Source organism: Saprospira grandis DSM 2844, from assembly GCF_000275825.1.
In the GTDB taxonomy this organism is placed as follows: domain Bacteria; phylum Bacteroidota; class Bacteroidia; order Chitinophagales; family Saprospiraceae; genus Saprospira; species Saprospira grandis_A.
The window spans coordinates 1,509,367-1,535,675 of record NZ_JH719942.1 but is presented as its reverse complement, the minus strand read 5'-3'; the positions used below and the strand labels follow the sequence as shown (position 1 = coordinate 1,535,675).

The window sequence follows — 26,309 nt, the reverse complement described above, 5'->3', positions numbered from 1 at the left end:
GCAGCCGCAGACCAAGGCAGCTTGCTGCCGAAGGGCCGAGCGAATAGCGAGCCCCGCAACGTAGCGCCGACGACCGAAGGGAGGCGGAGGCCCCAAAAAAAATTAAAAATTATTAAGACGATTGAATAGCTATGAAGCGAACAGAACTGAAAGAATTGGGAGAATTTGGTTTGATTGACCATCTAACAAAGGCCTTTGCGCATAAGCATGCTTCTACGATTAAGGGGGTGGGCGATGATGCCGCCGCTATTCGTTATGCTTCGGAAGGGCCACTAACCCTAGTCTCTAGCGATATGCTGGTGGAGGGAATCCATTTTGATTTGGCCTATACGCCCCTCAAGCATTTGGGGTATAAGGCGGCTGTGGTCAATTTTTCAGATATCTATGCCATGAATGCTCGCCCCAAGCAGTTGCTGGTCAATATGGCCCTATCTAATCGTTTTTCGGTAGAAGCTATGGAGGAATTGTATGCGGGAATTCAGCTCGCTTGCGATATCTATGGGGTCGATTTGGTGGGCGGAGATACTACTTCTTCACTCAAAGGGTTGGTCCTTAGCCTGACCATTATGGGCGAACAAGCCGCCGATAAGGTGGTTTATCGCCGTGGGGCCAAAGCGGGCGACTTACTTTGTGTTACTGGCTATTTGGGTGGCGCTTATTTGGGCCTCCAATTGCTAGAAAGAGAAAAGCAGATCTTTATAGAGCAGCCCGAAATGGAACCCGATTTTGATGGAGAAGAGGAATTGGTGGGCCGCCTGCTCAAGCCCGAAGCTCGCCAAGATATTATTGATTTCTTTGAGGAGCAGAAGCTGGTCCCTACCGCTATGATTGATATTTCGGACGGGCTCTCTTCGGAGGCCCTACATCTTTGTAAGCAATCGGGCCTAGGGCTCTTGCTCGAAGAAGTGCATGTGCCGATTAAGGAGAAGGTGTACCGCAAAGCTCTAGATTTTAATCTCGATCCCTTGGTTTGTGCTATGCATGGCGGCGAAGATTATGAGCTGCTGTTTTGTATTGACCCCAAAGATGCCGATAAAATTAAGTACAATATGGGTATTTCTATCATTGGGGAGATGGTGCCCGCCGCAGATGGCATCCGCCTACAAACTAAGGGCGGTAAGTTGATGGATTTGGTGGCCCAAGGTTGGACGCATCATTAGGCGATCGATTTTTTTCCATCTTATTTTTGACCGTTATACCTATTATATATCATGAAACCGAAATTAGTACAAGGTAGCCGCGACTTTGGTCCTTTGCAGCTCCGCCAACGCAAATATATTTTTAATACGCTCCGCGATATTTTTAGCCGCTTTGGCTTTCAGGAAATTGAAACGCCGGCCCTAGAAATGCTCAGTACCCTACAGGGTAAATATGGCGATGAAGGCGACCAGCTGCTCTTTAAGATCCTCAATAATGGCGATTACCTCAATGGCAAAGAGGTGCGCAAACAAAGTAGCCCCGAGGAACTCGAAAAGATTTTGGCCGAGAAAGATAGCGCCGCCCTCAGCCCGCTGATCGCTAGCCGTGGCTTGCGTTACGACCTGACGGTTCCCTTTGCCCGCTTTGTGGTCCTCAACCGCAACGATATTGCCTTTCCCTTTAAGCGCTATCAAATTCAACCCGTTTGGCGAGGCGACCGCCCCCAAAAAGGCCGATACAGAGAGTTTTATCAGTGTGATGTGGATGTAATTGGCTCGGATGCTCTGCTCTATGAGGCCGAACTCCTCCAAGTTTATGATCAGGCTTTTGCCGAATTTGATGTGAAGGTCGATATTCGCCTCAATAACCGCAAACTCCTCGAGGCCTTGGCCCAAATGATTGGCCAGCCCGAACTCTTTATGCCCATTACCGTAGCTATTGATAAGCTGGACAAAGTGGAGTGGGAAGGCGTGGCCCAAGAACTAGAAAAACTAGGCCTAGACGAGCAGCAACAACAGCAAATCCAAGCCGCTATTCAGGCCAAAAGCCTAGATCAACTAGCCGAGCTTTTTGGTCCAACTAATGAAGTGGGCCAAAAGGGCATTGCCGAGCTGCAAGAGGTGCTGGCTTTTCTAGAGGGCTATAGCTTTAGCAATAATCTTGTCCTCGACTTTAGCCTGGCCCGTGGCCTGAGCTACTACACCGGCTGCATCTTTGAGGTGGTGGTCGATACAACTGCCCCCGGTCAAGAAAAGGTCAAGATGGGCAGCATTGGCGGCGGAGGACGCTATGATAAGCTGACCGCGGTCTTTGGTTGGGAAGGAAACTCGGGCGTAGGTTGCTCTTTTGGGGCCGCCCGCATCTTTGATGTGATGGAGGAATTGGGCCGCTTTGAGCAGATCCCAGCCGATGAGGTCGAGCTGTTTTTCCTCTGCATGGATGAGGACTCGCTCAAGTATGGCTTTAATTGCCTACAAGCTTGCCGAGCCGCTGGCATCAAGGCCGATATTTATCCAGAAGCGGCCAAGTTTAAAAAGCAGATGAAGTATGCCAACAAAAGAGGGCTGCAAAAAGTGGTCATTATTGGAGAAAGCGAAAGAACAAGCGGCCAGCTCCAACTAAAGAATATGAAAACAGGAGAACAGTCTAGCTGTAACCTAGAAGAGCTGATTGCTCAACTCAAGGCCTAGTTAGCATAACTATATAGCAGTAAAACAGTCAATATCTTAGGGTATTGGCTGTTTTTTTATGCCTTGAAATTACTGTTGTAAAAAAAAACATAACTTTATCCCAAATTAAATCGCAAAGAATATGAAACAAGTTTTATTTATCCTCCTCTTCCTTATTTCTCAAGGCCTAATGGCCCAACAACAAGATACTAGCGGCTTTTGTCCTACTGGCAGTATCTGGGTCTATAAGCATGCGGTGCAGATGTATTTCCCGCATTATAGCATGTTTAGCTATGAAAAAGATACGGTGGTCAATGGGCAGGCGGTCAAAAAGATTCGCCATGATCGAGTGGCCTATGACTATCAATACCAAAATATGCAGCCCTATATTGCTGGCCATACGATTAGCTGGCAGAACGATGAGTTCCTCTATGAGCATCTGGCCGACAGCCAGCAGTTTTATCTCTTACATGATTTTTCGGCCTTAGTGGGCGATAGTTTAGCCATTCAGCAGCACCGAAATGCCTGCGGAAACAATAGTAATTACCCGCTGCAAGATACTTTAGCCATTTTGGAGCAAGATACCTTAACTCTGGGCCAATGGGCCTTTAAGCGCTCTTATTACAATATTTCTTCTAGCGTTTTAGAGGATAGTACTAGCCAGTATTTTAAGGGGAAAATCATTCACAATATTGGCGGAGAAACTACTTTTTTTCCCTATCCCAATCTACGCCTTTGCGACCCTAATGTTTACATTCAGGGCCAAACTACGGACTTGGTCTGCTACCAAGATGATGAACGGGGCGTACTCATTGATGAGGTGCAAGAGGACTGGGGCTGCGAGAGCCTCATTACTACCGTAGCGCAATTGGCCGATCCTTCTATGGCCCAAAATGCTCAGCAGGTTAAACTGTTTCCCAACCCCACTCAAGCGCAGTTTTACCTGCAGAGCCAGCAGCCCCTTTTGCGCTACGCCATTTATCAACTCAATGGGCAGTTGGTCCAGCAAGGGAGCCTTAGCAACAGCCAAGAAAACTACCAGATTGCTGTCCCCAATCTGCCAGCAGGACTCTATATCCTACAATTAGAGAACGAAGAGCAAGAGGTTTTCTACCAAAAGTTTAGAAAGCAATAGCCCATTTCGAAAAGTATAATAGTTAGAGGTTCAAATCTTAGGGTTTGGGCCCTTTTTTATGCCTGTAGGAGCTTGTTTTGGGGCCTGCCGCCTTCGGCGGCCGGGCCCTTGCAGGGCTCGCAGGTCTGCTCGGCCCTTCAGCCCTTCGGGCTTCGGTCTGGCCTGCGGCCACCCTTTCAGGCCCCTAGGCCTGCGGCCCTTCGGGCCTGTAGGACGAATTTTTGGAATGGTCCATCAAAGTCTTGATCTACGGTTTCACAAATTCCGAATAGGAGACTGTTTAAAATTTTGTGTTTCTCCTTTTTGCTGCCTAGGGACAAGCCCCTAGGCTAGCTTTTTTAGACAGCCCTCTAAAGAGGGCCTTTGGATAAGGACCTTCTCTGCAAGAACTACTTAGCCAGTCCCTGTATATCAACCTTTGAGGCCCTTTAGGGCTGACTCCATTTGATTAGCCTAGGGGCTTGTCCCTAGGCGACTATTGGCCAAATCCTAACAAGCTAACGGCCCAAATTTTATTCGGATACACAAAACCCCGAACAGTCCCCCGAATAGCTTCCTCTAAATGGAATATGTCGTTCTGCAGTTGCAGAATAGGGCAAAAAGGTATTGATGGGCTGTTTGGCCTTTGGCTATGGCGGCTTCGCCGCTATCTGCAGTCTAAAGGCCGCAGCCAATCTTGTTGGGCCATCATCTTTCTCGCTGCAAGAGCTTAAAAGCCCCTGCTTTGGTGATAGAAGGCAGGGGCTTGGGTTTTTCAGGACCTGCGGCTTTTAAGCTGCAGGCCAAGGGGCGATAAAGAGCTAGCTGATTGGGTCCTAATCTGGCTGCGGGTTTCAACCTGCAGCTATGGCCGAAGGCCAAACGGCCTACCGATGCGGCGGGGTGGCCGTCAGGCCAGACCAAGGAGCCGAAGGCGACGCAGGGCCGAGCAGACCTGCGAGCCCTAACAACAAGGACTTTAGTCCGCAGTTCGACGACCAAAGGGAGTAACCGTAGCGCCGCAAGGCGAAGCCGCAGCTGAGGCCCCAAAACAACAGCGAGCGGCCACAACAAGCCCTTTAGGGCGTCTTCGACGACTAAAAGGAGTAACGCCCCAAGGCCTAAAATACCAGATTTGAACTCAAAATAAAATATCTGTAAACTTGAAGCAGGCAAATTATTGTTTGTAAATTGCGCTATCATCAACCGAAAAACAATGATTATGCGCATTTTATCCACTATTTTTCTTAGCTGTTTGATGCTGACGGGCTTATGGGCTCAGGGGCAAGAGCTTTGGCAAAGCCAAACAGAGGCGAGCATTCCCGTTTTGGGTGTTCGTTATATTCAGCCGCAGGCCGCAGCTTATTATCAATTAGATTTGGACCAATTGCAGCAGCTCCTAGATGCGGCTCCTATGGAGTTTACGCCTATTGCGCAAATGAGCCAGACCCTCATCAGCCTGCCGATGCCCGATGGCAGTATGCAGAGTTTTGATATACAGGAGTCGCCGATTATGGAAGCGGCCCTATCGGAGCGTTTTCCCGATATCCAAACCTTTAATGGGCGAGGGGTGACGGACCCCAGTAAATCGCTTCGCTTTGACCTCACGCCCGAGGGCTTTCATGCCATGATTTTGCAGGCCGATGGGCCCACTATCTTTATTGACCCTGTCTATTTTAAGGGAGACAAACGCTATTATCAGGTCTATTACCGCAGCGATTTCCGCTCTACGGTAGCCAAGAATTTTAGCTGCCAAACCGAAACGCCTATGAGCAAAGGCCAAACGAATAAGCGGCCACTTTTGCCTAAGTCTTTTGGCAGCTGTGAGCTACGGACCTACCGCCTGGCCCTAGCCGCCACTGGCGAATATACCCAGTTTCATGGGGGAACCGTGGCCGATGCCTTGGCCGCTCAGCTGGTGTCTATGAACCGTGTGAATGCCGTCTATGAAAGAGATTTGGCCGTTCGGATGGTCATTGTGGCCGATAACTACAAAATCATTTATACCAATGGCAATACCGACCCCTATAGCAATGCTAGCGGTGGGGCCATGCTGGGCGAAAACCAGACGATCTGCGATGATTCTATTGGTACGGCCAACTACGATATTGGCCATGTGTTTTCTACTGGCGGTGGGGGAGTGGCCTACCTACAATCGGTCTGTAATAATAATAAGGCTGGTGGCGTGACCGGTAGCGCTAACCCTGTTGGCGATCCCTTTGATATTGACTATGTGGCCCATGAAATGGGGCATCAGTTTGGGGCCAACCATACCCAAAACAATGCTTGTAACCGCAATGGCGCCACGGCCATGGAGCCTGGCAGCGCCTCGACCATTATGGGCTATGCAGGCATTTGTGCACCCAATGTGCAAAACAACAGCGACGACCATTTTCATGGGGTATCCTTAGAAGAAATGGGGGCCTTTATTACAAGTAGCGGACATAGCTGTCCCATAACAACCCCCCTGGCCAATAATTCGCCAGTGGTCAATAATAGTACAAACACCCTAGTGATTCCAGCCAATACGCCTTTCTTCCTCACTGCAGATGCCCAGGACCAAGACACCGCCGATGTATTGACCTATTGCTGGGAGCAAATGGATAACCAAACGGCCACTATGCCCCCTCTACCTACTGCTACGGTAGGGCCTAGCTTCCGTTCGATTTCGCCAAGCAGTAATCCTACTCGCTATTTTCCCAATTTGGCCGACCTAAGCGCAGGCATCAGCCCAACTTGGGAGGTCCTTTCTTCTGTATCTAGAAGCTATAATTTCCGACTAACAGTGCGCGATAATGCAAGCGGAGGCGGCTGTACCGATCATGTAGACCTTCCGGTCAATGTAGATGCTAACTCTGGCCCTTTTATCATTAACTACCCTTCGGCTACTGGCATTAGCTGGATCGGCACCACCCCAGAAACCGTGCAATGGGATGTGGCTAATACGAATAATGCGCCCATAAACTGTACGCTAGTCGATATTTTATTGTCTACCGATGGTGGCTTGACCTATCCTACTGTACTCGCTACAGCTACTCCCAATGACGGCTCCGAAGTGATTACGGTCCCCAATACTCCCTCTAGCACTTGCCGCATTATGGTTAGAGCTAGCGGAGGGAACTTCTTTGATATTTCAGATAATGATTTTGAAATTACAGGCGCTAGCTTTGGCTACAACCTCTCGGTAGCTATGGATAGCCTAGCGGGCTGCCCCAATAGCAACGGCAGCTATTTTATTACGGTAACTGGACTTTTGGGCTATACAGACCCCGTTCAACTTAGCCTAACGGGCCTCCCCACAGGAGCTATGGCTAGCTTTGGAAATACCAATATTACGCCCAGCGATACCACTACTTTAGCTATTACTTTGGGCAATGCGGCAGCTGGAGACTATAGCCTTAACCTCATTGCTCAGAATGCTTCGGATACGCAAAGCCTCAACTTGATGCTTTCTGTTTTGGATGGTAGTTTGGCCGCGCCTACGCCCCAACTGCCCGCCAACCAAGCCCAGGGCGTGATTAGTCCCGCTAACTTTAGCTGGACCGCCAGCAGTAGCGCCGGCCAAAGTTTCGGCATCGAGATCGCTACAGATGCTAACTTTACAAATATTGTAGAGTCGGCCAGCAACCTCAGCAGCCCTAGCTATACCTCTGGCAACCTGAGCTCTAATACCACTTATTACTGGCGAGTATCGGCGAGCAATGCCTGTAGCAATTCGCCAAATTCTGCGGTCTTTGAGTTTACTACAGCCGACTGTAATATTTATGCCGCCGCCGATCTACCCATCGCTATTCCAGCTTCAGGAGCGCCCACTATTAGCTCCAATATCAATATCCCCAATGCGGGAAGCATCATTGATTTGAATGTGGTGAACTTGACGGGTACGCACTCTTGGGTTTCTGATTTGACCTTTGTGTTGAACAGCCCGAGCAATAGTAGCGCTACGCTTTTTGCCCAAATTTGTGGTGGAGATGATGACTTTGATGTCAATTTTGATGATGCTGCAGCCAGCAGCCAATTGCCTTGTCCGCCTGTTGGAGGAGGAACTTATCAGGCCGAGGACCTTTTGTCTGTTTTCAATGGCCAAAACCCTGCAGGAACCTGGACCCTCAGCGTTTCGGATGGGGCCAACCAAGACGGCGGAAGCCTAGATAGCTGGGGACTACAGGTTTGTGTAGCCGCGCCTAGCAATGCCAATGATGCCGCTCTTTTAGACATTACTAACCTTTCGGGCCGCTATTGTAATCAAGGCGATTTTGTTCCCGAAATCGAAATTGCCAACTTTGGCGCTAGCACTCTAACTAGCCTAACGATTAACTATACGCTAGATGGCGGCAGCCCGCAAAGCTTCAACTGGAGCGGTACCCTCGCCACCAACGCCACAACTACAGTGAGCCTGCCGCAGATTAGCGTAGCTGCAGGAACACACAGTTATAGTGTCGAGCTAACAGCGCCTAACGGACAAACCGATGGCGATTTGAGCAATAATACAGCTGCCACTAGCTTTACCTATGTAAGTCCGGGCCAAGATGTGACCGTAGCCATTACCACGGATAACTTTGGTAGCGAAACAACTTGGGAGATCCTCAATGCTCAGAACTTTCCTATTGCTAGCGGTGGCCCTTATCAGGATGGTACGGCCAACCAAACCTTTAGCTTGCCCAATTGTCTGCCCGAAGGTTGCTATACCTTCATTATCTATGATAGTTATGGAGATGGTTTGAATGACGGGCAGAATACTGGAAACTTTCTGCTCACTGATACCGCAGCTACCGTCTTGGCCGAAATGGGCGCCAATTTTACCGATTCTACCAGCCGCGCTTTCTGTATCCAACCCACGGCGGTGGAGGCGATTGATGGCCTTGGCTTGTTTGAGGTATTCCCCAATCCCGCCAGCCAAACTTGCTTTGTGCAGTTGCAGTTGGAGCAGCAGGCAGAACAGGCCCAGCTTTCTTTGGTCAATACTTTGGGCCAGCAGTTGCGCCAATATACCGTAACGCAAAACTGGCAGCAGCAAATTGACCTCCGCGATCTGCCCGCTGGCGTCTACTATTTGCGTCTGCAATTGGACCAAAAACAACAGAGCCGCAAATTGATTATTCATCGCTAATTCAGTCGGCTTAATGCTTATTCATCGCCTGTTTTCATCAGAAGACAGGCGATGTTTTTTTGGGGCCCGCGGCCAGCTTTGCTGGCCGCCGCTATGCTTCGCCGCTCGCAGGTCTGCTCGGCCCTGCAGCCGCCTGCGGCGGCTTTGGTCTGGCCCTGCGGGCCACGGCTGCGCAGCGCTGGGCCGCTCATCGGTTCTACTAAGGCATAGCGCTCCGCTTCGGCCGCCGAAGGAGGCAAACAAAAGCCCAGAGAAACTGTTAAGGCAAACAAAAAGATGAAAATAGCTCTCGTTTTTCCGCACCAACTATATGAGCAGCCCGCCGCCCTAGCTGGGGTAGAGCAGGTCTATCTAATAGAGCTGCCGCTCTTTTTCAAACAGTATAATTTTCATAAGCAAAAGCTCATTTTGCATCGGGCCAGTATGCGCGCCTATGCCGATGAGCTTCGGGCGCAGGGGCATCAGCTCCACTATATCCAAGCCTTTGAGTTGGACCATATTGGAGACTGGCTGAGCAAGCAAAATTGGCCCAAAGGCAGCCAGCTCCAATTTAGCCACCCTAGCGACGACTGGCTGCTGCAAAGGCTAAAAGAAGGGGCCAAAACCGCAGGTGTTCAGCTCAAGATATTTGAAAACCCCAATTTTATGCTCTCGCTCAAGGCTCTAGATACCGCCTTCGGAAAGCGCTATTTTATGAATGATTTCTATATCAATTTGCGCAAAGAATGGAACATCATGTTGGATGCCGAGGGCAAGCCCTGGGGCGAAAAATGGAACCTTGATGCAGAGAATAGAAAAAAACTGCCCGCCAAACAAACCCTTCCCCCAGAGTACCAAGCCCTAGAAGACAACTATCTGGCCGAGGCCAAAGCTTATGTGAAGCAATATTTTGGTCAAAACCTAGGGAAGGCCGAGCCCTTTTGCTATGCCACAACAAGGAGCGAGGCCAGACGAGCCCTGGCCCTTTTCCTAAAAGATCGCATGGCCCTTTTTGGTCCCTATGAAGATGCCATCAGCCGAAGAGGTAGCCAACTCTTTCATTCTATGCTAAGCCCTTATATCAATTTGGGCCTGCTTTCTCCCCAAGAGGTAGTTTCGGCGGCACTCTCCGCCCATGAAGAAGAAAATTTCCCACTCAACTCCTTAGAGGGTTTCATTCGGCAAATAATGGGCTGGAGAGAATATATGCGAGGCATCTATGAGCGAGAAGGCCGCAAAGAGCGAACGGCCAACTTTTGGGGCTTTCCCAAACGCCCTATGCCCGCTGTTTTTTATAGCGGAAAAACCGGCCTGCTGCCCTTGGACCATGCTATTCAAAAGCTGAAATCTAGGGCCTACAACCACCATATAGAACGCCTTATGCTTTTGGGCAACTGCTTTCTCCTCTGCGAAATTCATCCCGATGAGGTCTATCGCTGGTTTATGGAACACTATATAGATGCCTACGATTGGGTGATGGTCCCCAATATTTACGGTATGAGCCAGTTTGCCGATGGAGGCCTCATTTGTAGCAAACCCTATATTTCGGGCTCCAATTATATCCGTAAAATGAGCGACTTTCCCAAAGGGGATTGGATGGCCATTTGGGACGGCCTCTACTGGCGCTTCATTCAAAAGCATAGAGCGGTCTTCTTAAAAAATTATCGGATGGCGATGATGGTCCGCCTTTGGGATAAAATGAGCCCAGAAAAACAGGCCAAGCATCTTACTATTGCCGAGGATTGGCTGGCTCAACTCTGGGCCACTAGCAATTAGGCCGTAGTTTATAGTTTGAGGCCGTTCTTTCTTTCTGCGGTCTACAGGCCCGTTAGGGCCGCAGGCTGAGGGATGGATAGGGGGGCGGCGCAGCCGCAGACCAAGGGGCTGAAGCGAAGCGAAAGCCCCGCAGGGCCGAGCAGACCTGCGAGCCCCGACACAGCCCGACCCGCCCGCAGGGCGGGGCAGCCCCAAAACAAAAGGGTCAAAAAACCACTAATAAAATTAGTATTTTGAGGCCGCTGCTCAAATTGGGTAGTCTGTTATTCTTTAGTTTTTGCATCAGAGGAAAATTTATGTCTGAAAAAGATACTGCCATCCAGCAATTTATACAATTGCTCTCAGCGGCTTTGGCCCAAAAAAACCTAATCAAACTGAGCTTAAGTAAGGGGCCAGAAGGCTGCGCCCAGAAGATTTTGGGCCGCCCGATTGCCCTAAAAAAAGGTTTGGCCTTGCAAGCCACCTACCGTTACGCCAGGCAAGATAAGGTGCAAAATTATCTATTGGCAGAACTAGAGCCGAAGTTGCAAGCTTGGCTAAAAGATTATAAAGCCGCCTATATGAAAACGACCACTGAAGAGGTTCAACTGCTCTTTAACCGCAGAGGAAAGGCCCGTTTGCAACGGAAAAAAATGGCCAAAGAGGCCGCTCCCGCTCCGCTCAGCCACAACCGCAAAAAGCAATATCTCATTACTGCCGATCGGCCTTTTTTGCAGGCCTTGGGCATTACGGATGCTAAGGGGCGGGTGAAGGACAAGCAGCAAGATAAGTTTCGGCAGATCAATAAGTATGTAGAAATCATGCAGGCCCAATTGGAACAAACTAAGCTACTGGGCCAAAAAGAAAGCTTGCGCATTGTTGATATGGGCAGCGGTAAGGGCTACCTCAGTTTTGCCTTAGTCGATTTTTTGATGCAGCAAGGCCAAGACGTGGAGCTGTTGGGGGTAGAGCTTCGGCCCGAACTAGTGGAGTTTTGCCAGCAGTTGAGCCATACACTAGGCTGGCAGCAAAATATCCGCTTTATGGCTATGGATATTGCCGATTTTCCCAAGGAGCTAAAAATAGATGTTTTAATTGCCTTGCATGCTTGTAATCTCGCTACAGATTATGCGCTGCATAAGGGTCTTTTGCAAGGGGCCGAGCTATTAGTGGTGGCACCCTGTTGCCATAAAGAGGTTCGCCAACAGATTCAGGCGGTGGCTCCACAATGGCGCTTTCCGCTCAAACAGGGCATTTTTCAGGAGCGGCAAGCCGAGTTATTAACCGATAGCATCCGGGCCTTATTATTAGAGCATCAGGGCTATCAGGCTAAGGCCTTTGAGTTTATTTCGGGCCAGCATACCGCCAAAAACCTGATGTTGGCGGCCCAAAAACGCCCGCAGGGAATAGAAAGGGAGGAGCAGGACCGCATTTTGGTCGAGCTTCAGACATTAGCTGCCGAATTTGGCATCAAGGAACAAGAATTGGCCAAACGCCTAGGGGTTGCTTTGGTATAGGCATAAAAAATGAGCAGCAACCTTCCCCAAGGCTGCTGCTCTGTAATCCCCATGATTTACCCCAAACTTAATTGAAGTGCAATTTAAGGAGGTGTTCCCTCCCGATTGCATAACAAAGATAGGGCAAGGGCATCCTTTTTTTACTAGTGAAAGGCCTAAAGGGCCAAATTAGGCAAAAGGCCTATAGCTCTAGGTCTACAATGACTTCCTCAAAATGAGTTTTCCAAAGGGCCAAGGCCGACTCACTCCAGTTGTTTTCGCTCAAGTAAAGGGCCTGCAACTGGCCCACTAAAGGCAGCAGGGCCTGAGGAAACTCAGTAAACTGGTTGTTTCTAAGGTCTAGCCACTGAATCTGATCCAATTTTCCCAAGCTCTGGGGCAAGCTATCTAGCTGATTGTCTGATAGATCCAGTTCTTCCAAATTACTCAAGGGCTGCCAGTCTTCTGGCAATTGGGCCAATTGATTCTTTTCTAGATTGAGTTGGCGCAATTGAGGCAGCTTATCCCATTGCCCCGATAATTCGGTCAATTCATTTTTACTAAGGTCCAATTCCTCCAGTTCTGGCCAATCTAGCTCACTGAGGTTAATCTGACGAAGGAAGTTCCCCGCCAAAAGAAGCTGCCGAATCTGGCTGAGCTCTTCCAAGGCCTTGGGCCATTTTTGCAGTTGGTTGTCTCTAAGGTCTAACCAACTCAAGGCCGTCAATTGCCCAAAGTTACTAGGCAAATCCCGCAGCTGATTAGCCGATAGGTCTAACCAATGTAGGGCGGGCAAGCTTAAACCTGCCCCCAAATTGACCAAATTACAGTTGCTCATATCCAATTCCTCTAGGGCCTGAATTTCCTGCAAAAATAAGGGCAGTTCTCCCAAGGGGTTGTCTTCTAAGTTCAAGACTTTAAGCTGCTGACAACGGGCCAGGTTCAGGGGCAGCTTTTCTAAGCGGTTGTTCCCCAAATCAAGCTGCTCCAAAGCCGAACAACTGCCCAAGTTGGCGGCTAAGCTTTTTAAGCGATTGTAGCCCAAAAATAGGCTCTGCAAGTTATTGAGTTGCCCAATTTCCTCAGGAACTTCTTCTAGGCCCAAGCCTTCGGCCTGTAGCTCTTCCAAATTGGAGAGCTGGCCCAATACTTTAGCTAACTGAGGCATGGGGTTGGCACTAATGCTGAGCTGCTTGAGGGCCTTGAGCTGCCCAATTTCTTCTGGCAGTTGAGTGAAGGCATTTTCCGATAAATCAAGCTGCTGCAGTTGCTGCAATTGCCCAAAACTAGCCGGCAAGGCCGATAATTGGTTGCGCTCCAATAGCAGTTTGCGCAGGGCCTTGAGTTGCCCAAAGTTATTAGGCAGTTCTTGCAATTGATTGTTTTTTAGATCCAAACGCATGAGCTCTTCCCAAGCCGCCAATTCTTCCCCCAACTCGCTCAAGCCATTGTTCGATAGGTCCAACCAATTCAGTTTCCGAAGCTGAAATAGCACCTTGGGTAAGGGCGATAGACGATTGTCCGAAATGTCTAACCACTCCAATTGCCCCAAATTAGCAAGGCTGTCAGGAAGGTCTTTCAAGCGGTTGTCTTCTATATTGAGCTGTTTCATGCCCTTAGAACGCCCAATCTCTCTGGGCAGCTCTTGCAAGCCTTTTCGGCTGGCATCTAGTTTTTTAAGGCTCTTTTGGGCCAGGAGTTCGGCCAACTGAAGTTCGTATCGACTAAGCATAGATGGAACAATTAAGCGGGTTCTGTAGATGGAGATTGCTGCTCTTGGTACTTCTGTAAACGATAGTAGAAGTGCTGAAAAAACTTCTTAAATAAAGCAGGGTAACGCCTCCGTAGTTTATATTCTTGCGCCAATGGACGCATTTTCTCTTCTAAGCTAAATTCAGCTTGCTGCACTTTTTCATACTCTCTAAGCCAGTCATGGGTGTGGCAGAGGTTGCGCTGACTCTTCCGCTCATAGGCGGTCTTAAAGGCCGACCAAAATTCATAAAAACTGAGCTCTGGGTTCTCGCCTTCCTCAATATTGACCCGCTCGCAAAGAAATTCTGCCGGATTGGCCAAACAATCATAAAAATATTGCTTCCCTTGGGCCACTAACCAATACCGAAAATCCTCAAATCCCCACTCTTCATATCCTCCATTGATTAAGTAATGCGCCGCCCAAACTTCTTCAGTACTGCTCTGCTGCAAAAGCTGCATCAAATAAACCGCATGCCGCCGAATACTATCCGAGGTCATCGCCTCCAATCGCTTTTCCAATAAAGTGACATACTTCTGCTGATCATCTCCCGCTGCCTGCTTGACGGCATCTATCAGGAGCCAAAAATCTCTTTCTATCATAGCTGTTGTTTTATGCTGTTGTTCTTTTGGGGCCTCCCGCCTGCGGCGGGCGCTACGTTTCGGGGCTCGCTATTCGCTCGGCCCTTCGCTGGCTTTGCCAGCTCGGTCTGGCCTAAGGGCCACCCCTACACATCGCTAGGCCGTTCTGCCCCTGCGGGCCAGGGCGGCTTCGCCGCCTAATCGGACCATTCTCCACTAGCCAATAAGGCGACCTTGGCCTCTGCTAATACTTGCAAACAGTTGTCTATGGTCTGCAAATGGGTCCTAAAAGAAAGGACCGCCAAACGAAGGTATACTTGCCCCTCTATCGTTGTGGAAGATAAGAAAACTCGACCATCTTGCCGCACTTTTTTGACCAAAGCTAAATTAAAGCTGTTGTGCTCCCCGCTTTTGGGACAATAACGGTATAACATAACGCTGAGCTGGGGAGGAGGACCTACTTCAAAGCCCAATTCCTGTATCTTCTGATAAAAATATTGGGTCAATCGCCGCTTTTCTGTCAAGGCCGCAACAAAAGGGGCAAGGCCAAAAAGTTGTAAGGGCAACCACATCCGCAAGCCCCTAAAGTGTTTGGTCAGCTCTGGCGATAGATCCGCAGGCGATACTTCTTCGGTATCTAAATAGGCATCCTGTAAATAACTGGCCTCTAAATGCTGCGACGCAAAGAGTTGTTGCCCATCCCGAACCAAGACCGCCCCCGTGCCATAAGGCAAAAATAATCCTTTATGCGGGTCTATGGCCAAAGAATCGGCCCGCTCCAAGCCCTTAAAACTAGGGCGAAGCTCATCGACTAAGTAGAAAAAACCACCATAAGCAGCATCTACATGCATCCAGATGTCTTCAGCCGCACAGCAGTCGGCAATTTGCTCCAATGGGTCTATCGCTCCGCTGTCGGTGGTCCCCGCCGAACAAATCACCATAAAGGGAATAAGGCCCTCCGCTCTATCTTTCGCAATTTGTTGGACCAAAATATCGGCCCGCATCCGAAAACGCTCATCCATCGGAATATAACGGATTTGCGCCTCTCGCAAACCCACCATATTGATGGATTTATGCACGCAATGGTGCACCTGCTTGCTGCTGTAAATTACGGCCCGCTCAAAGTCTCTCGCTTTTAGTTGGGCCGCATCCCGAGCACAACCAATGGCAATTTGGTTGGCAATAGACCCTCCCGAACAAAGGTTTCCAGCGGCGGTATCCGGAAAGTTAAGGCGTTTAGCCAACCACTTTAATAGCTGGTTTTCCATGCGCACGGCCCCCGGCGAGCCATAGAACACCCCCGCATAACGGTTGAAAACCGCAGCTAGAAAGTCGCCTAGGGCCGATGGGTAGAGCCCCCCGCCCGGAATATAACCTAGGTGCCCGCCCGAAGCTGGATTCAGCCCCGGCTTATCTAGGGCTTGCCCCATAAGGGCCAAAAGCTCTTTTAGCGAACGGGCCGGACCAATCTCTGCATCAAGCAGCTCCTGGCCCTTTTTTTCGCTTTCTACATAGGCTGGAATCTCCTCTATTTGCTCCAGGAAATCTTCTGCATAATCTTGTACGGCGGTCCAGTATTTCTGCCGCTCTTGGGCATTGGGCTCTAGCTGCCGAGCTTGTTGCTCTAGCGCTTTAATTTCTGCTAAAAGGTCCATGAATCATTTTTTTAACTGAAGGCTGTTGCTTAGTTTTTTCTAAAAGGAAATCGGAGTTGGATCATTGGGCCTCCTGTTTTTGACCAATCTTGGCTAAAGTAGTGAATCAGGCCCGCCAGTAAACTCCCCCAAGCACAACCGCTTAATATATCTTGCAAAAAATGCTGGCCCAAATATACTCTAGAAAAGGCGACCCCTAAGGCAATTAGGGCAAAAAACACCTGCATAATGGGCCGAGGGCTCCAAAGGGCCAATAAGCCAAACAAGCAGGCCGAAACCATGCTATGGCCAGAAGGAAAGCTCGATACCCAGCTCGTTTTTTGAGGTAGATGTTCTATAGCAGCTAGTAGTTCGCCCCTAAAATGTAGGAAATAGGGTTGAGGGCGAGGAAACTGAAAAAAGAGTTTAAGTCCCTGACTCAGGACCAAACTTAGGCCGGTCCCCAATACAAAAAGTAGGCTGTAGCGCAGACGAATAAACAGCAGGGCGCCAAAACAAAAGAGGAGGGTAAAGCCTTCGGTGGCTTGTGTGAAGAGTCTAAAAAAGAGGTTGAGTTTTGGTCCTCTAAAATCTAAAAAGAAGTGAACGCCATCTCCTTTATCAAAGAGTAGGGCCGGAATCCAGCCCAATAAAATGGGCCAAAGCATCAGATGAAGATAAAGCTGATGCTTTTGCCAAAAGGTCCAAAATCCTTGCATATTAGGCCTTTTTCTTTTGTGGTAAAAAACGTTTAATACTGTTCCAAATGCTAGAGAAGCTAATCAGTTGAGCATCTCTTAATGCGGCTCTAGAGAGTAAAATAGCTAGAGGTAGTAAAACCAAAATAGGCAGCCAAGAGCCGGCCCAACAGGGCCAAACGAGTTTTTTGGCCAAGCGTTCTCCGGTGAGATGGAGGACAAAAAAGGTCATAAAAAAGACAAAGGCCACAAAAATGGGCCAACCAAAGCCTCCTTTTTTGATAATGGCCCCCATTGGAGCGCCGACAAAGAGAAAGAGTACACAGGCTAGGGCAAAAATGATTTTTTTATGCAGTTCATTTTCATGCTCGGCCACATCTTCTTCATAGTGAGGGAGGCCCCGGTTAATATTTTGAGCCTGCGTTTTAATATTTCGGGCAAAACTTTGGGCCCTCTGGTAAATGGCATGTCGGTCCATTTTTGGAGTTTGCTCCACAATGCTTTTCCAGTTTTTGGAGCCTGCCAAGGGCTGCGCTTGGGCCAAATGAGTAAAGGGAATATATTGTTTATCGGGCCGTTTGCCTAGGCTATCCACTGTTGAGCCGCCCATTTTTCGGAAGTAAAAGAAGTTATCGGTATTGCGTTGTAGCTCCTGCAGGCGTCGGGCTCTTTTACTTAGAATAGAGTCAATTCCATTGAGGAGTTGTTTACTATTGAGCAGGGAATAATGATTTTTAAAAAGGTCCTTATCGGTTTCAGAAAAATCAAATTCGGAGAGGTCAAAAACAGAGCGATAGCTTTTAAAATTCATCCGCATAAAAGGGTAGAAGCTGGTCTTTTTATCGAGGCCCTGTTGCATTTCTTCAAAGCGTTTGCCGTCTTCTAGTTCTAGGAGCAGGTAGCGTTTATCTTTAGAGAGGCTAAGTTGGCCAAAGTGGGCATTGGTTTGGCTGCTATTTCCTCTTTGCTCGCTATGGTCGTAGATGCGCATATTTTCGAGCTGGTTGCCATTTTTTCCGCCAATATAAATCGTCATATTCCGAAAATCATTATTGAATTGGCCCACTTGCAGATCGAGGGCGGGTCGTTGTTTTCGGATATCGTAGAGCCGAGTTTTAAATTGCAGGGCGGTAACGGGAATAATCACATTGGAGAAAAAGTAGGAGGCGCCTCCGAGCAGTAGCACAAAGAAAAAGAGAGGTCTAAGGATTCTCATAAGAGAAATTCCTGCGGATTTCATGCTGGCCAGCTCATAGTGTTCAGAGAGGTTGCCCATGGTCATGACCGAGGCAATGACCACTCCAAAGACGAGGGCTTGAGGGACCATAGCGAGGGCTTGATAAAAGAGCAGTTCGAGAATAATGTACACCTCTAGTCCCTTACCGACAATATCATCTACATACTTCCAGAGGAACTGCATATTGAAGATAAAGACGGCCACCAAAAACCAAATGATTAGAGGGGGGAGAAAGCTAATGACTAAGAGTTTATCGAGTTTTTTCACAGTGGCAAAGTTAAGTGCAAGACGAAAAGAGGTCCTTTTTGCGGTTTGCAGGCCCGATAGGGCCGCAGGCCTAGCGATGCGGAGGGGTGGCCGTTAGGCCAGACCGAGCAGGCGAAGCCTGCGAAGGGCCGAGCAGACCTGCGAGCCCTGTAGCGTAGCGCCGCAAGGCGAAGCCGCAGCGGAGGCCCCAAAAGATACAGCAGCTCAGTATCTAATTGGACGAAAAACAGGAGGGAAAGGGACAAAAAAAGCCCCTGAAAAAGGATTCAGGGGCAAAAATAAATTATTTCTTCTTTTTATTCTTCTTTTGTTCTTCTAGCATTTGGCGTTGTTGCTCCATCATATCTTGATAGCGAGCTTGCCAGCCGGATTTCTTTTTGGGGTTAGCTTCGCGATCTTGGCGTTGCTGTTCCATTTCGGCGGCTAGTTTATCCTTATCGAGAAGGACGGATTTCACCAAGAAGGTTTGGCCAATGTTAAAGAGGTTAGAGAAGAGCATGTAGCAAGTAAGGCCTGCTGCCCAGCTATTGAGGGCAAAGAAGAAGATGACGGGGAAGGCATACTGCATATACTTCATCATTTTGGCATTGGGGTTATCTGCCATCATGTCCATTTGTTGGCGGCCATTGTAGGTGAGGTAAGCAAACATAGACACACACCAAAGGAGGGTGAAGAGGCTCACGTGATCGCCATAAAAGTCATAGATGAAGGGGATGTAGCCAAAGTCGAAAATCGAGTCGTAGCTAACGAGGTCATCGGCCCAGAGGAAGCTTTTTTGGCGGAACTCGATAGAGGCCGGGAAAAAGCGGTAGAGGGCGATCCAGATTGGCATAGTGAGGACCATCGGCAAGCATCCGCCCAAGGGGCTAACGCCATATTGCTGATAGATTTTCATTTGTTCCATCTGCATGCCTTGTGCATCATCCTTATACTTCTCTTTGAGCTTACTCAGGCGAGGGCGGAGGATACTCATTTTCACGCTCGACTTGAGCATTTTGTATTGAAGTGGGAACATCAGGCCTCTGATGAGTAGCGTCAGGATGATGATAATGAGTCCGTAGCTAGGAATAAAAGAGGCGAGGAAATTAAATAGGGGGCGGATGACATGTCGGCTAATAAAGCCGAAGATGCTCCAGCCGAAGGGAATAATTCGCTCCAATCCTACATCAATGCTACTTAGGCCGTCATAATCGTTGGGGCCAAGATAGATGCGCATATTATAGACTAGGTCATTGGCATTGGCGAGGGGGAAGTTTAGGCGAGTGGTCAAGCTTTTCAAATGCGCCGAATCATCGGGCATCATGAAGGTTTGCAATTGGCCACTTTTGGGTTTGTTGCTGCCGTCAATAATGAGTGAGCTACTAAAGAACTGTTGTGCATGGCTCACCCACTGAATGTCATTTTCTAGGGTTTCCTCGGCATCAGAACCGCAGGTACAATAGCTAGGGCTGCTTTCTGCCTCCTTAAAGTGGATAGAAGACATACGGCGTTCGTAGCTGGGGTTTTTCTCAATTTTATTGAGGTTACTTTGCCAGCTAAAGGGGATGCTATTGGCCGTTTTAGGGATATAGCGATCGAGTCCTTGAAGGGCAAAATCATAATTGAGCAAATAGCCCGATTCGCCAATTTCGTAGCGTTGTTCAATAAACTCCTTATCGTTGGTGGCATAAGCTCTAAAAATGAGCACATTCCCCTTTGCTTCTGCCTGAAAGCAGAGATCTTGGGTTTCAATACCGCCTTTGCCTACATTGGCCAAAGGAATAAAATAGCTAAAGCGATCTTTGGCATTATTGAGTAGGTGTAGGGCTTTTTTATCGCGGCTATCGGCTGTTTCATGGTCGTAGCCCTTAAACTCTTTTAGCTCTACATCTACAATGCGCCCCCCTTTGGTATTGAAAGTAACTTTGATTTTGTCATTTTCAAGGGTTTGCAATTCGCCTTGGCAGCTAGCCGCAGCGGCAAAAGGACCAAAAAGCTCTTTTTCCAAAGAGCTAGCCTGAGGGGCCGTTGGTAGTTGAGCAATTAAGCTATCCTTTTTCGTTTGGCTCAGGCTGCTATCGGCCAGAATTTCATCCTTTTTGCTGCTAGCTTGCGCTTTGGCGGCTTGCATAGCTTGTGCCTGTACCAATTGTAGACTGTCAGCCATGGCGGTGCTATCATCAAGGCGCTTCTTCTCCTGTGCAGCCGCTTCTATTTCGGCCTGAGAAGGGCTGTTTACCCAAACATAACCCATCCAAAGCAGAAAGAGCAGCGCAAAACCAATGACTGTACTCCTAGAATTTCCCATTATTTTAATTGTAAGTTATTCAATTGTAGGTCAATAGGACCTATACGTTCTTTCAGACTATAAATTGGCTGCAAAGATAGGGAATTCTATACGTAATTCAGGAGGCTGCTTCCTTTTTAGGAGAATCTTATTCGGTAAATTGGGCTTTTTTAGCTATCGATTATCGCCGAAAAGGGATATTTTTCTCCAGCATATAATTGCGCTCATAGTAACGAATCAAGGCTATACCCACTTCTTTACTATAGTTTCCATCGCCCAAATACTGCTGTCTAAGCTCAAACTTGATAATTCGAGCCAGGCCTTCCTCTTTTTCATCGGTGGCCATTGCCCCCCGCCAATAACGATAGAGAATGTATCCGTTTTTATGTCGCTGAACACTAAAATCATCATCGGTAATATGAAAGTAGAGTAGGGGGCCAATATCGTAGCCGCCATTATTGCTAATGGAAATTAGTTGGTTCAAACATTTCTCCCGAACCGATTTCGGTAGCTGGCCTTTCCCTTTGGCCGGAAAACGAACCGAACTAGCCCGCTCAAAACGCTCTTTTTTGGCCGCTGCATGCCGAGCCGCTACCTCATCATGGTAGGCTTTTACTTTTTGGTCTCTCTTTTCCAGAATTTCTTTAACAATAGCCTCGGCCCGACCATCAGCATAAAATTGCTGCGCCGCCGCCTTGTCCTTACCCAATACCGCCAGCACATTTAACGCCTCGCTATAATCCTGCTCATCTTCCTTAAAACTATATAAAATATATTGCCCATCGGCCAGTTGCAACATCCGACGCTCCACTTTTTCATCATATAAGCTATAGGCTTCTTGCCCATTTTTATACACGCTGGTTTTAGGACAGTTTACCGATAAAAGGAGGCTGCCTTCTGGAATAATATCCTTGGCCTGACTATAAAATTCTACATATTCATCGCCTTTTATCGACCCAATTTCGGTCAAATGAAAGATCGCAAAGCCCTCTAAGGGTAGTACAAAACGATTGCCGCTAGCAACAGCCGCCGCTAGCTTTACTTTACTCCCATTCGCCATATGTACCCCCAAATCAAGCCCCTCTATAAAGTAGGCCGCACTATCTGTCCGCAAAGGGTATATCTTGGCATATAAATCCGAGCGCTCTTCTTTGCTCATCAAACGAGCTTCTGCTACTGTGGGCGCATCTGGAACAATAGCCGCCTTTTCGCCCCGCTTTACCCGATTGAGCAATTGGGCCTCTGCGGCTTGCATAAATAGTAAACTGATCAATAGGTTAAACAAAAAAATCTTATTCATCTTGGGTTATTTTGATTGTAGGTAAATTTATTAGTTTGGGGCTGCCCCGGCCTTTGGCCGGGTCGGGCTGTGCGGGGGCTCGCTCTTCGCTCGGCCCATCGCTTTTTTCGCTTTGCTCAAAAAAGCTCGGTCTGGCCTGCGGCCACCCCCTACCATCCCTCAGCCAAGGCGCTTCGCGCCTTCTAACTCCAAAAAGGACTAATTTGCCGAGCCAATTTGGCTCAAAGCATCAATTAGCCTAGGTTTTAGAGAGTCTTCTTCCCGGTAAACCATAATGGGTTGTAGCTCTATACAACAAAGTAGCTCGCCCTCTCTCAAGGCTAGGCGGCAATTTAAAGGCGTTAAGCCATTAAGCGGATAGAGCTGAATATCCAAAACATCGGGCGCTTGCTGCGCAACCAAAGCATAGGCAAAGCGAATGTAATGGCCCTGTTCATTTCTCCAGATACCAGCCTTTGGACCAAAATAGAGTTGTTGCTTTTCCAAACGTTCAAGGCGCTCTTCTGTAGGATGTCCCTCTTCTTGGGGCTCCTCCTTCAATCGGCTAAATTGCCAGGCTTTTCGAGGAACGCCAGCAAAGCGATCTAAAGACAAAAGTGCTTTCATCTCCTCCGCTCTTTCCGCCATGATCTTTTGGGCTTTCTCCTTTAAGTAGCTCCCAAAGTAGTAGGCAATCTGCTCTGCCGCCCGCTCTTCTTCATGCTCCTGCGCCTGATGCAAATAATAAAAAGCCGCATCCCAGTTTTCTCGCTTTTGCTCCAAAATGCCCAAGCCATAGCTGGCCAAACTGCCCTGCCCTTCTTGCTCTAGCATGCCAAATAGCTGCGCTTCCGCTTCGGCCATTTTGCCCTGCTGCAAGAGGTAAAGCGCCTCTTCTAACAAGCAGTTGTTAAAAATCCAAGGATTGTCTAGCTGCTTGAGCTTTGCCAAATGGCTAGGAAAACGAGCATGATTATCGGCTCGCTCGGCCTGCAATAACTGCAGCTCATAAATCAGAGCCCCCTCAAAACGCAGCAAAAGCTGCTGCATGACCTCAATGGCCTTGGCAGGCAATCCCGTAGTCATATAAAGTCGATAAGCAGCCTCCAGAAAAGTATCGCTTAGCTGCTCTTCTCCAAGCAAGTCCATCGCTTGCTGACTATGCTGTAGGGCAGAGACATATCGCTTTTCCTGAATCAATAAACAAGCAGCACTCTGATAGTAGCGGCCATCTTCCGGAAAAGCCAAGCAGAGCGCTTTCCATTGTTCTAGGGCCTTGTCAAATTGAGACAAAGCTTCATGACTCTCTGCTAGTAGACGCAGGACTTCCGCATCTATTTCTTCTCGAAGCGGGAGTTTTTCTAAAAACAAAATCACTCGTTGATATTCCTCTAATGCAAAATGAGCCTGAGCCGTGGCCCGCATAGCCTCGTAGCTCAGTTCTATTTCTAGGGCCAAATAAAAGAAGTGTAGGGCCTTTTGAGCCTCCTCCTTAATCTGCAAAAAGTATTGTCCCGCTCCCAATAGAGCCGCAACATACTGAGGGTCTTTTTCCAAAATTTGCTGGTAAATCAAGAGGGCCGCATCAAAGTCCGATTGTTGCCATTTAAGCGCAGCCAACTGAAAAAGCTGCTCCAAAGGCTCTAGCTCCAACTGATATAGCTTAATCCGACAGTCTTCTAACATCTGATAGGGCGGATATTTGCGATTTTGCCCCAGCTCAATAAGATACTGATAGCCAAAGGGCTCATTGGGGAAGTCATTAAGGGCCTGTTGGGCCAGCTCTTCCGCCAAAGATAACTGAGGCGGTTGGCTCATCATGGCTTGGGCCAAGGCCAATTCTAATTCTACTTTTGTCATGGGTAGGGTTTAAATAATGAATAAAAAAGGAGGAAGTAGCCTGGCCACAGACATTAGTCCGCTAGTCAATAACCCAAATAGGAGATTGAAAACTAATGCGAAGGGGCCAAGCCCTAACTCTTGATTAATTTTTTTAGCTAAAAGAGGGGAGCTTGTTCCAAGCACTTACAATGAGATCCCCATAGGCCTTAATTTTCTTTTTGGCAAAATTAAGCATGCTATGTCCGACATAGGTAGATGCCTGCTTAAGGGCATTGGCCGCTGTGCTGAGTGCGACTTTTAAGTCAGGGTGCATCTTAAGCTGATAGCCCCCTTCTGGGCTGCTACAGCTAAACTTCAGATTTTTGATGTTAAAACTCGCCTGATAAACAGGGGTACGAGCTACCAGTAGATTCAAACTGCTGCTGGTATATTCGTAAACCTGCCACTTGTCGGCAATGGAAAAGGTCAAGGTCGCATTGGTTGATAAGACCAAACCCGCCTGGACGCGCCCAACCATTTGGGTCACTTCCGTGATCGTTAAACCCGCAATGACTTTGCCCGCCAGATTTAAATGGCCAGAGAGTGTAGCTTTTGCCAGACTGTATTTGGTAAGTGGTATTTGGGCCACATTCAGATTGAGGTTAAGACTGAGCTCAGATTCAGCCTGGCCCGAAAGCGTTATGTTTAATGGACTGTTTTTGGCCATGGCAGCCTTCAGCTTGGCCGAAAAGCATCCCTCAACGCTGATGTTTCCCGTAACAAGCCCCATGTAGCTAATAGGAGGCGTCCCCACCTCTCCTAGATTTTGCTTGTACGCTAAATCGGCTGTTTTTGTCGCAAGGTATTCATTGACCACCTCCTTGAGTTTGGCTTCTATCGCCGAGTCTGGCCGCGCTATGTTCTTAAATAGCTCTTCCGGATTTACCAATTTATCAATGTCAACTCTCTCGGCCTTGGCCGCTTCAATCGATTGATCGAGTAGGCTGCCAATCTGAGCTTGCATTTCCTTAATGCTCCCCTTGATTTCCTTGATCTCTTTCTTGATGCCCTGAATATCTTCGGCTGTTTGCCGCTGTTGTGCTGCAATGTCTTCTTGCTTTTGCAAAATTGCATCTTGCTTGGCCTTCATTTGCTGCTGGTTCTGCTGCAGATGATTCACCTTTTGGTTCACCTTGCCTACAGCTTCTAAAGCCAGATCTTGCTTGTTGGAAATAGCCGAGTATAAAGCTGTCGCCACAACCTGATCATTGGGCAAAAATTGCTGCCAGTTTTCAAAAAGAGCCACTTTCTTGGGAATATCCTCCAAACTACTAATGCTGCTTAGGTCCAAATTCTTAATGCTGTTGCTCCAAACGCTTATCCATTGAGCATTAAAAATCCCCAGATCCTTATGCCCACTCAATACAATGTCCTCAATAGGGATAGCCATGATTTGCTGCCGAATAGCCTCAAAACGCTTATCTACCTTGTTTGCAATAAAGGTCTTGAATAAATTTGCACTGAAATCAGCCCCATCCAATAGCAAGACCGCATCTGCACTACTTCCCAAGGCTAGTTCTAAAGTAGTTTTCCAGTGATTTAATTTTACACTTAAGCTTGAGTCAAAACCAGACTGCGCAGCAGTATAATAAGGCGAGCTCTTATCTATGGCCTGCTCAAAAATATCTGCTAATTGCAGGCGGCCCAATCGGTCACTAAAAAAGGTAGTTTGTTGGATATCTTGCAATTCCTCTGGACTCGCCATTTGATACACCAACTCATCTGTAGAAGAAGAGAGAATCGCAGCAATGAAGTTCTCCCAAATTAAAGGTGATTGCTGATTAGCGGCCTGAAGTAGGCTGCCCAAGTCCTCGGCAAAATTGTTTGCTATAGGGTGATTCCCCAAGGAGGTCACCGCAGCGCATAGTGCAGTAATGATCTTTGGCCCATCTACAGGCACTTTGGCATATTGAGAAGACTTTAAATTTGTTAGCTCTCCCCACCAGTTTTGAACTACTGTACGCAAGTCTGCATGCAGTTCCGTAACCGTCATAGCATTATTATCCTTAAGCAAAGCTTTAAGACTACCAAATAGGGCTTGGGCATTTAAGCCGCAGCTAGGCGCTACCTTATAACGACTCTTGTTGTCTAGAAAATGAGTTAAGACCGGAATATCCAATTTGCGAACCGCCTTCAAACTCGTCGTATTCTTAAGATTCGAAAAATCTAGATCCGAATAAGCCGCTTCTACCGCCTGCTTTATCGATGAGCTTAGATCTGCCAAATTAACCGGCCCCGATAAACGATCAACGGTCTGCTGAATGGCCTCTCTCGCAGGCTGAAATGCCCTGTCTACATCAGCGGGAATGTTGGCCATGATCTGGCTTTTTCCATCTTCCCAAGATCTGGCAGGCAAAAAATCTTCCGAGCCGAAATCCGTTCCAGCTTCCTTAAAACTCAAAACTAAACCCTCAATCGCAGAGACATACTCCCGAAAACGAGCCAAGGCTTTACCGTTAAACAATCCTCCTTTGTCCTTTTTCTCTACTTGGCTATAGACTAGCTCCTGCTCCAATTCCTTGATTTGCTCCTTTAAGCCAGGATACATAAGCGCTAAAAATGGATTTTCCTTAAAATGATCCAGCATCTGCTTTAGCTTGGCAATAAGCCGCTTTCTTTCTTTTGGATTCATAATTGGCTGATGACTTTAATGCAGTTTAGCCTATTTTAAGCT

Annotated in this window: 15 protein-coding genes; 6 read left to right on the top strand and 9 right to left on the bottom strand. The window is 48.1% G+C overall.

Features of this window, described 5'->3' with window-relative positions; all coding sequences use genetic code 11:
• Window positions 1-131: 131 nt before the first annotated feature.
• From thiL to SAPGRDRAFT_RS06935, 6 genes are all read left to right on the top strand, one after another.
• Window positions 132-1,160: a thiamine-phosphate kinase gene (thiL, locus tag SAPGRDRAFT_RS06970; protein ID WP_002658293.1), complete on the top strand. Its 1,029-nt coding sequence runs from the start codon at window positions 132-134 to the stop codon at window positions 1,158-1,160.
• Between the two features lie 51 nt (window positions 1,161-1,211).
• Window positions 1,212-2,609, top strand: a complete 1,398-nt coding sequence (hisS, locus tag SAPGRDRAFT_RS06965) for a histidine--tRNA ligase (protein ID WP_002658291.1) — start codon at window positions 1,212-1,214, stop codon at window positions 2,607-2,609.
• Between the two features lie 121 nt (window positions 2,610-2,730).
• Window positions 2,731-3,723: a T9SS type A sorting domain-containing protein gene (locus tag SAPGRDRAFT_RS06960; protein WP_002658289.1), complete on the top strand. Its 993-nt coding sequence runs from the start codon at window positions 2,731-2,733 to the stop codon at window positions 3,721-3,723.
• Between the two features lie 1,201 nt (window positions 3,724-4,924).
• Window positions 4,925-8,812, top strand: a complete 3,888-nt coding sequence (locus SAPGRDRAFT_RS06950) for a reprolysin-like metallopeptidase (protein ID WP_037349915.1) — start codon at window positions 4,925-4,927, stop codon at window positions 8,810-8,812.
• Between the two features lie 276 nt (window positions 8,813-9,088).
• On the top strand, window positions 9,089-10,567 hold the full coding sequence (locus tag SAPGRDRAFT_RS06940) for a cryptochrome/photolyase family protein (protein WP_002658283.1): 1,479 nt from the start codon (window positions 9,089-9,091) through the stop codon (window positions 10,565-10,567).
• Window positions 10,568-10,863: 296 nt separating this feature from the next.
• The gene (locus SAPGRDRAFT_RS06935; protein ID WP_002658280.1) at window positions 10,864-12,063 is read left to right on the top strand and encodes a class I SAM-dependent methyltransferase; all 1,200 of its coding nucleotides are present in this window, start codon (window positions 10,864-10,866) and stop codon (window positions 12,061-12,063) included.
• 181 nt (window positions 12,064-12,244) lie between these two features.
• Here the strand turns inward: SAPGRDRAFT_RS06935 and SAPGRDRAFT_RS06930 are convergent, their stop codons facing one another.
• The 9 genes from SAPGRDRAFT_RS06930 to SAPGRDRAFT_RS06890 all read right to left on the bottom strand — a co-directional run bounded on the left by SAPGRDRAFT_RS06930 (window position 12,245) and on the right by SAPGRDRAFT_RS06890 (window position 26,267).
• Window positions 12,245-13,774, bottom strand: a complete 1,530-nt coding sequence (locus SAPGRDRAFT_RS06930; protein ID WP_002658278.1) for a leucine-rich repeat domain-containing protein — start codon at window positions 13,772-13,774, stop codon at window positions 12,245-12,247.
• Window positions 13,775-13,785: 11 nt separating this feature from the next.
• The gene (locus SAPGRDRAFT_RS06925) at window positions 13,786-14,394 is read right to left on the bottom strand and encodes a DUF4240 domain-containing protein (RefSeq protein ID WP_002658277.1); all 609 of its coding nucleotides are present in this window, start codon (window positions 14,392-14,394) and stop codon (window positions 13,786-13,788) included.
• Window positions 14,395-14,570: 176 nt separating this feature from the next.
• Complete coding sequence (locus tag SAPGRDRAFT_RS06920) at window positions 14,571-16,028, bottom strand: pyridoxal phosphate-dependent decarboxylase family protein (RefSeq protein WP_002658275.1); 1,458 nt, start codon at window positions 16,026-16,028, stop codon at window positions 14,571-14,573.
• Between the two features lie 29 nt (window positions 16,029-16,057).
• The gene (locus SAPGRDRAFT_RS06915) at window positions 16,058-16,726 is read right to left on the bottom strand and encodes a phosphatase PAP2 family protein (protein WP_002658274.1); all 669 of its coding nucleotides are present in this window, start codon (window positions 16,724-16,726) and stop codon (window positions 16,058-16,060) included.
• Window position 16,727: 1 nt separating this feature from the next.
• Complete coding sequence (locus SAPGRDRAFT_RS06910; protein ID WP_002658273.1) at window positions 16,728-18,209, bottom strand: LptF/LptG family permease; 1,482 nt, start codon at window positions 18,207-18,209, stop codon at window positions 16,728-16,730.
• Window positions 18,210-18,492: 283 nt separating this feature from the next.
• Window positions 18,493-20,496 (bottom strand): membrane protein insertase YidC, encoded by a 2,004-nt coding sequence (gene yidC / locus SAPGRDRAFT_RS06905; RefSeq protein ID WP_002658271.1) that lies wholly within the window; start codon window positions 20,494-20,496, stop codon window positions 18,493-18,495.
• 160 nt (window positions 20,497-20,656) lie between these two features.
• Window positions 20,657-21,775 carry a hypothetical protein gene (locus SAPGRDRAFT_RS06900; RefSeq protein WP_002658269.1) on the bottom strand — a complete coding sequence of 373 codons (1,119 nt, stop codon included), beginning with the start codon at window positions 21,773-21,775 and terminating at the stop codon, window positions 20,657-20,659.
• A gap of 198 nt (window positions 21,776-21,973) precedes the next feature.
• Entirely contained in the window at window positions 21,974-23,614 is a 1,641-nt protein-coding gene (locus SAPGRDRAFT_RS06895; protein ID WP_002658267.1) for a tetratricopeptide repeat protein, read from the bottom strand.
• Window positions 23,615-23,747: 133 nt separating this feature from the next.
• Window positions 23,748-26,267 carry a hypothetical protein gene (locus SAPGRDRAFT_RS06890; protein WP_002658265.1) on the bottom strand — a complete coding sequence of 840 codons (2,520 nt, stop codon included), beginning with the start codon at window positions 26,265-26,267 and terminating at the stop codon, window positions 23,748-23,750.
• Window positions 26,268-26,309: the final 42 nt, after the last annotated feature.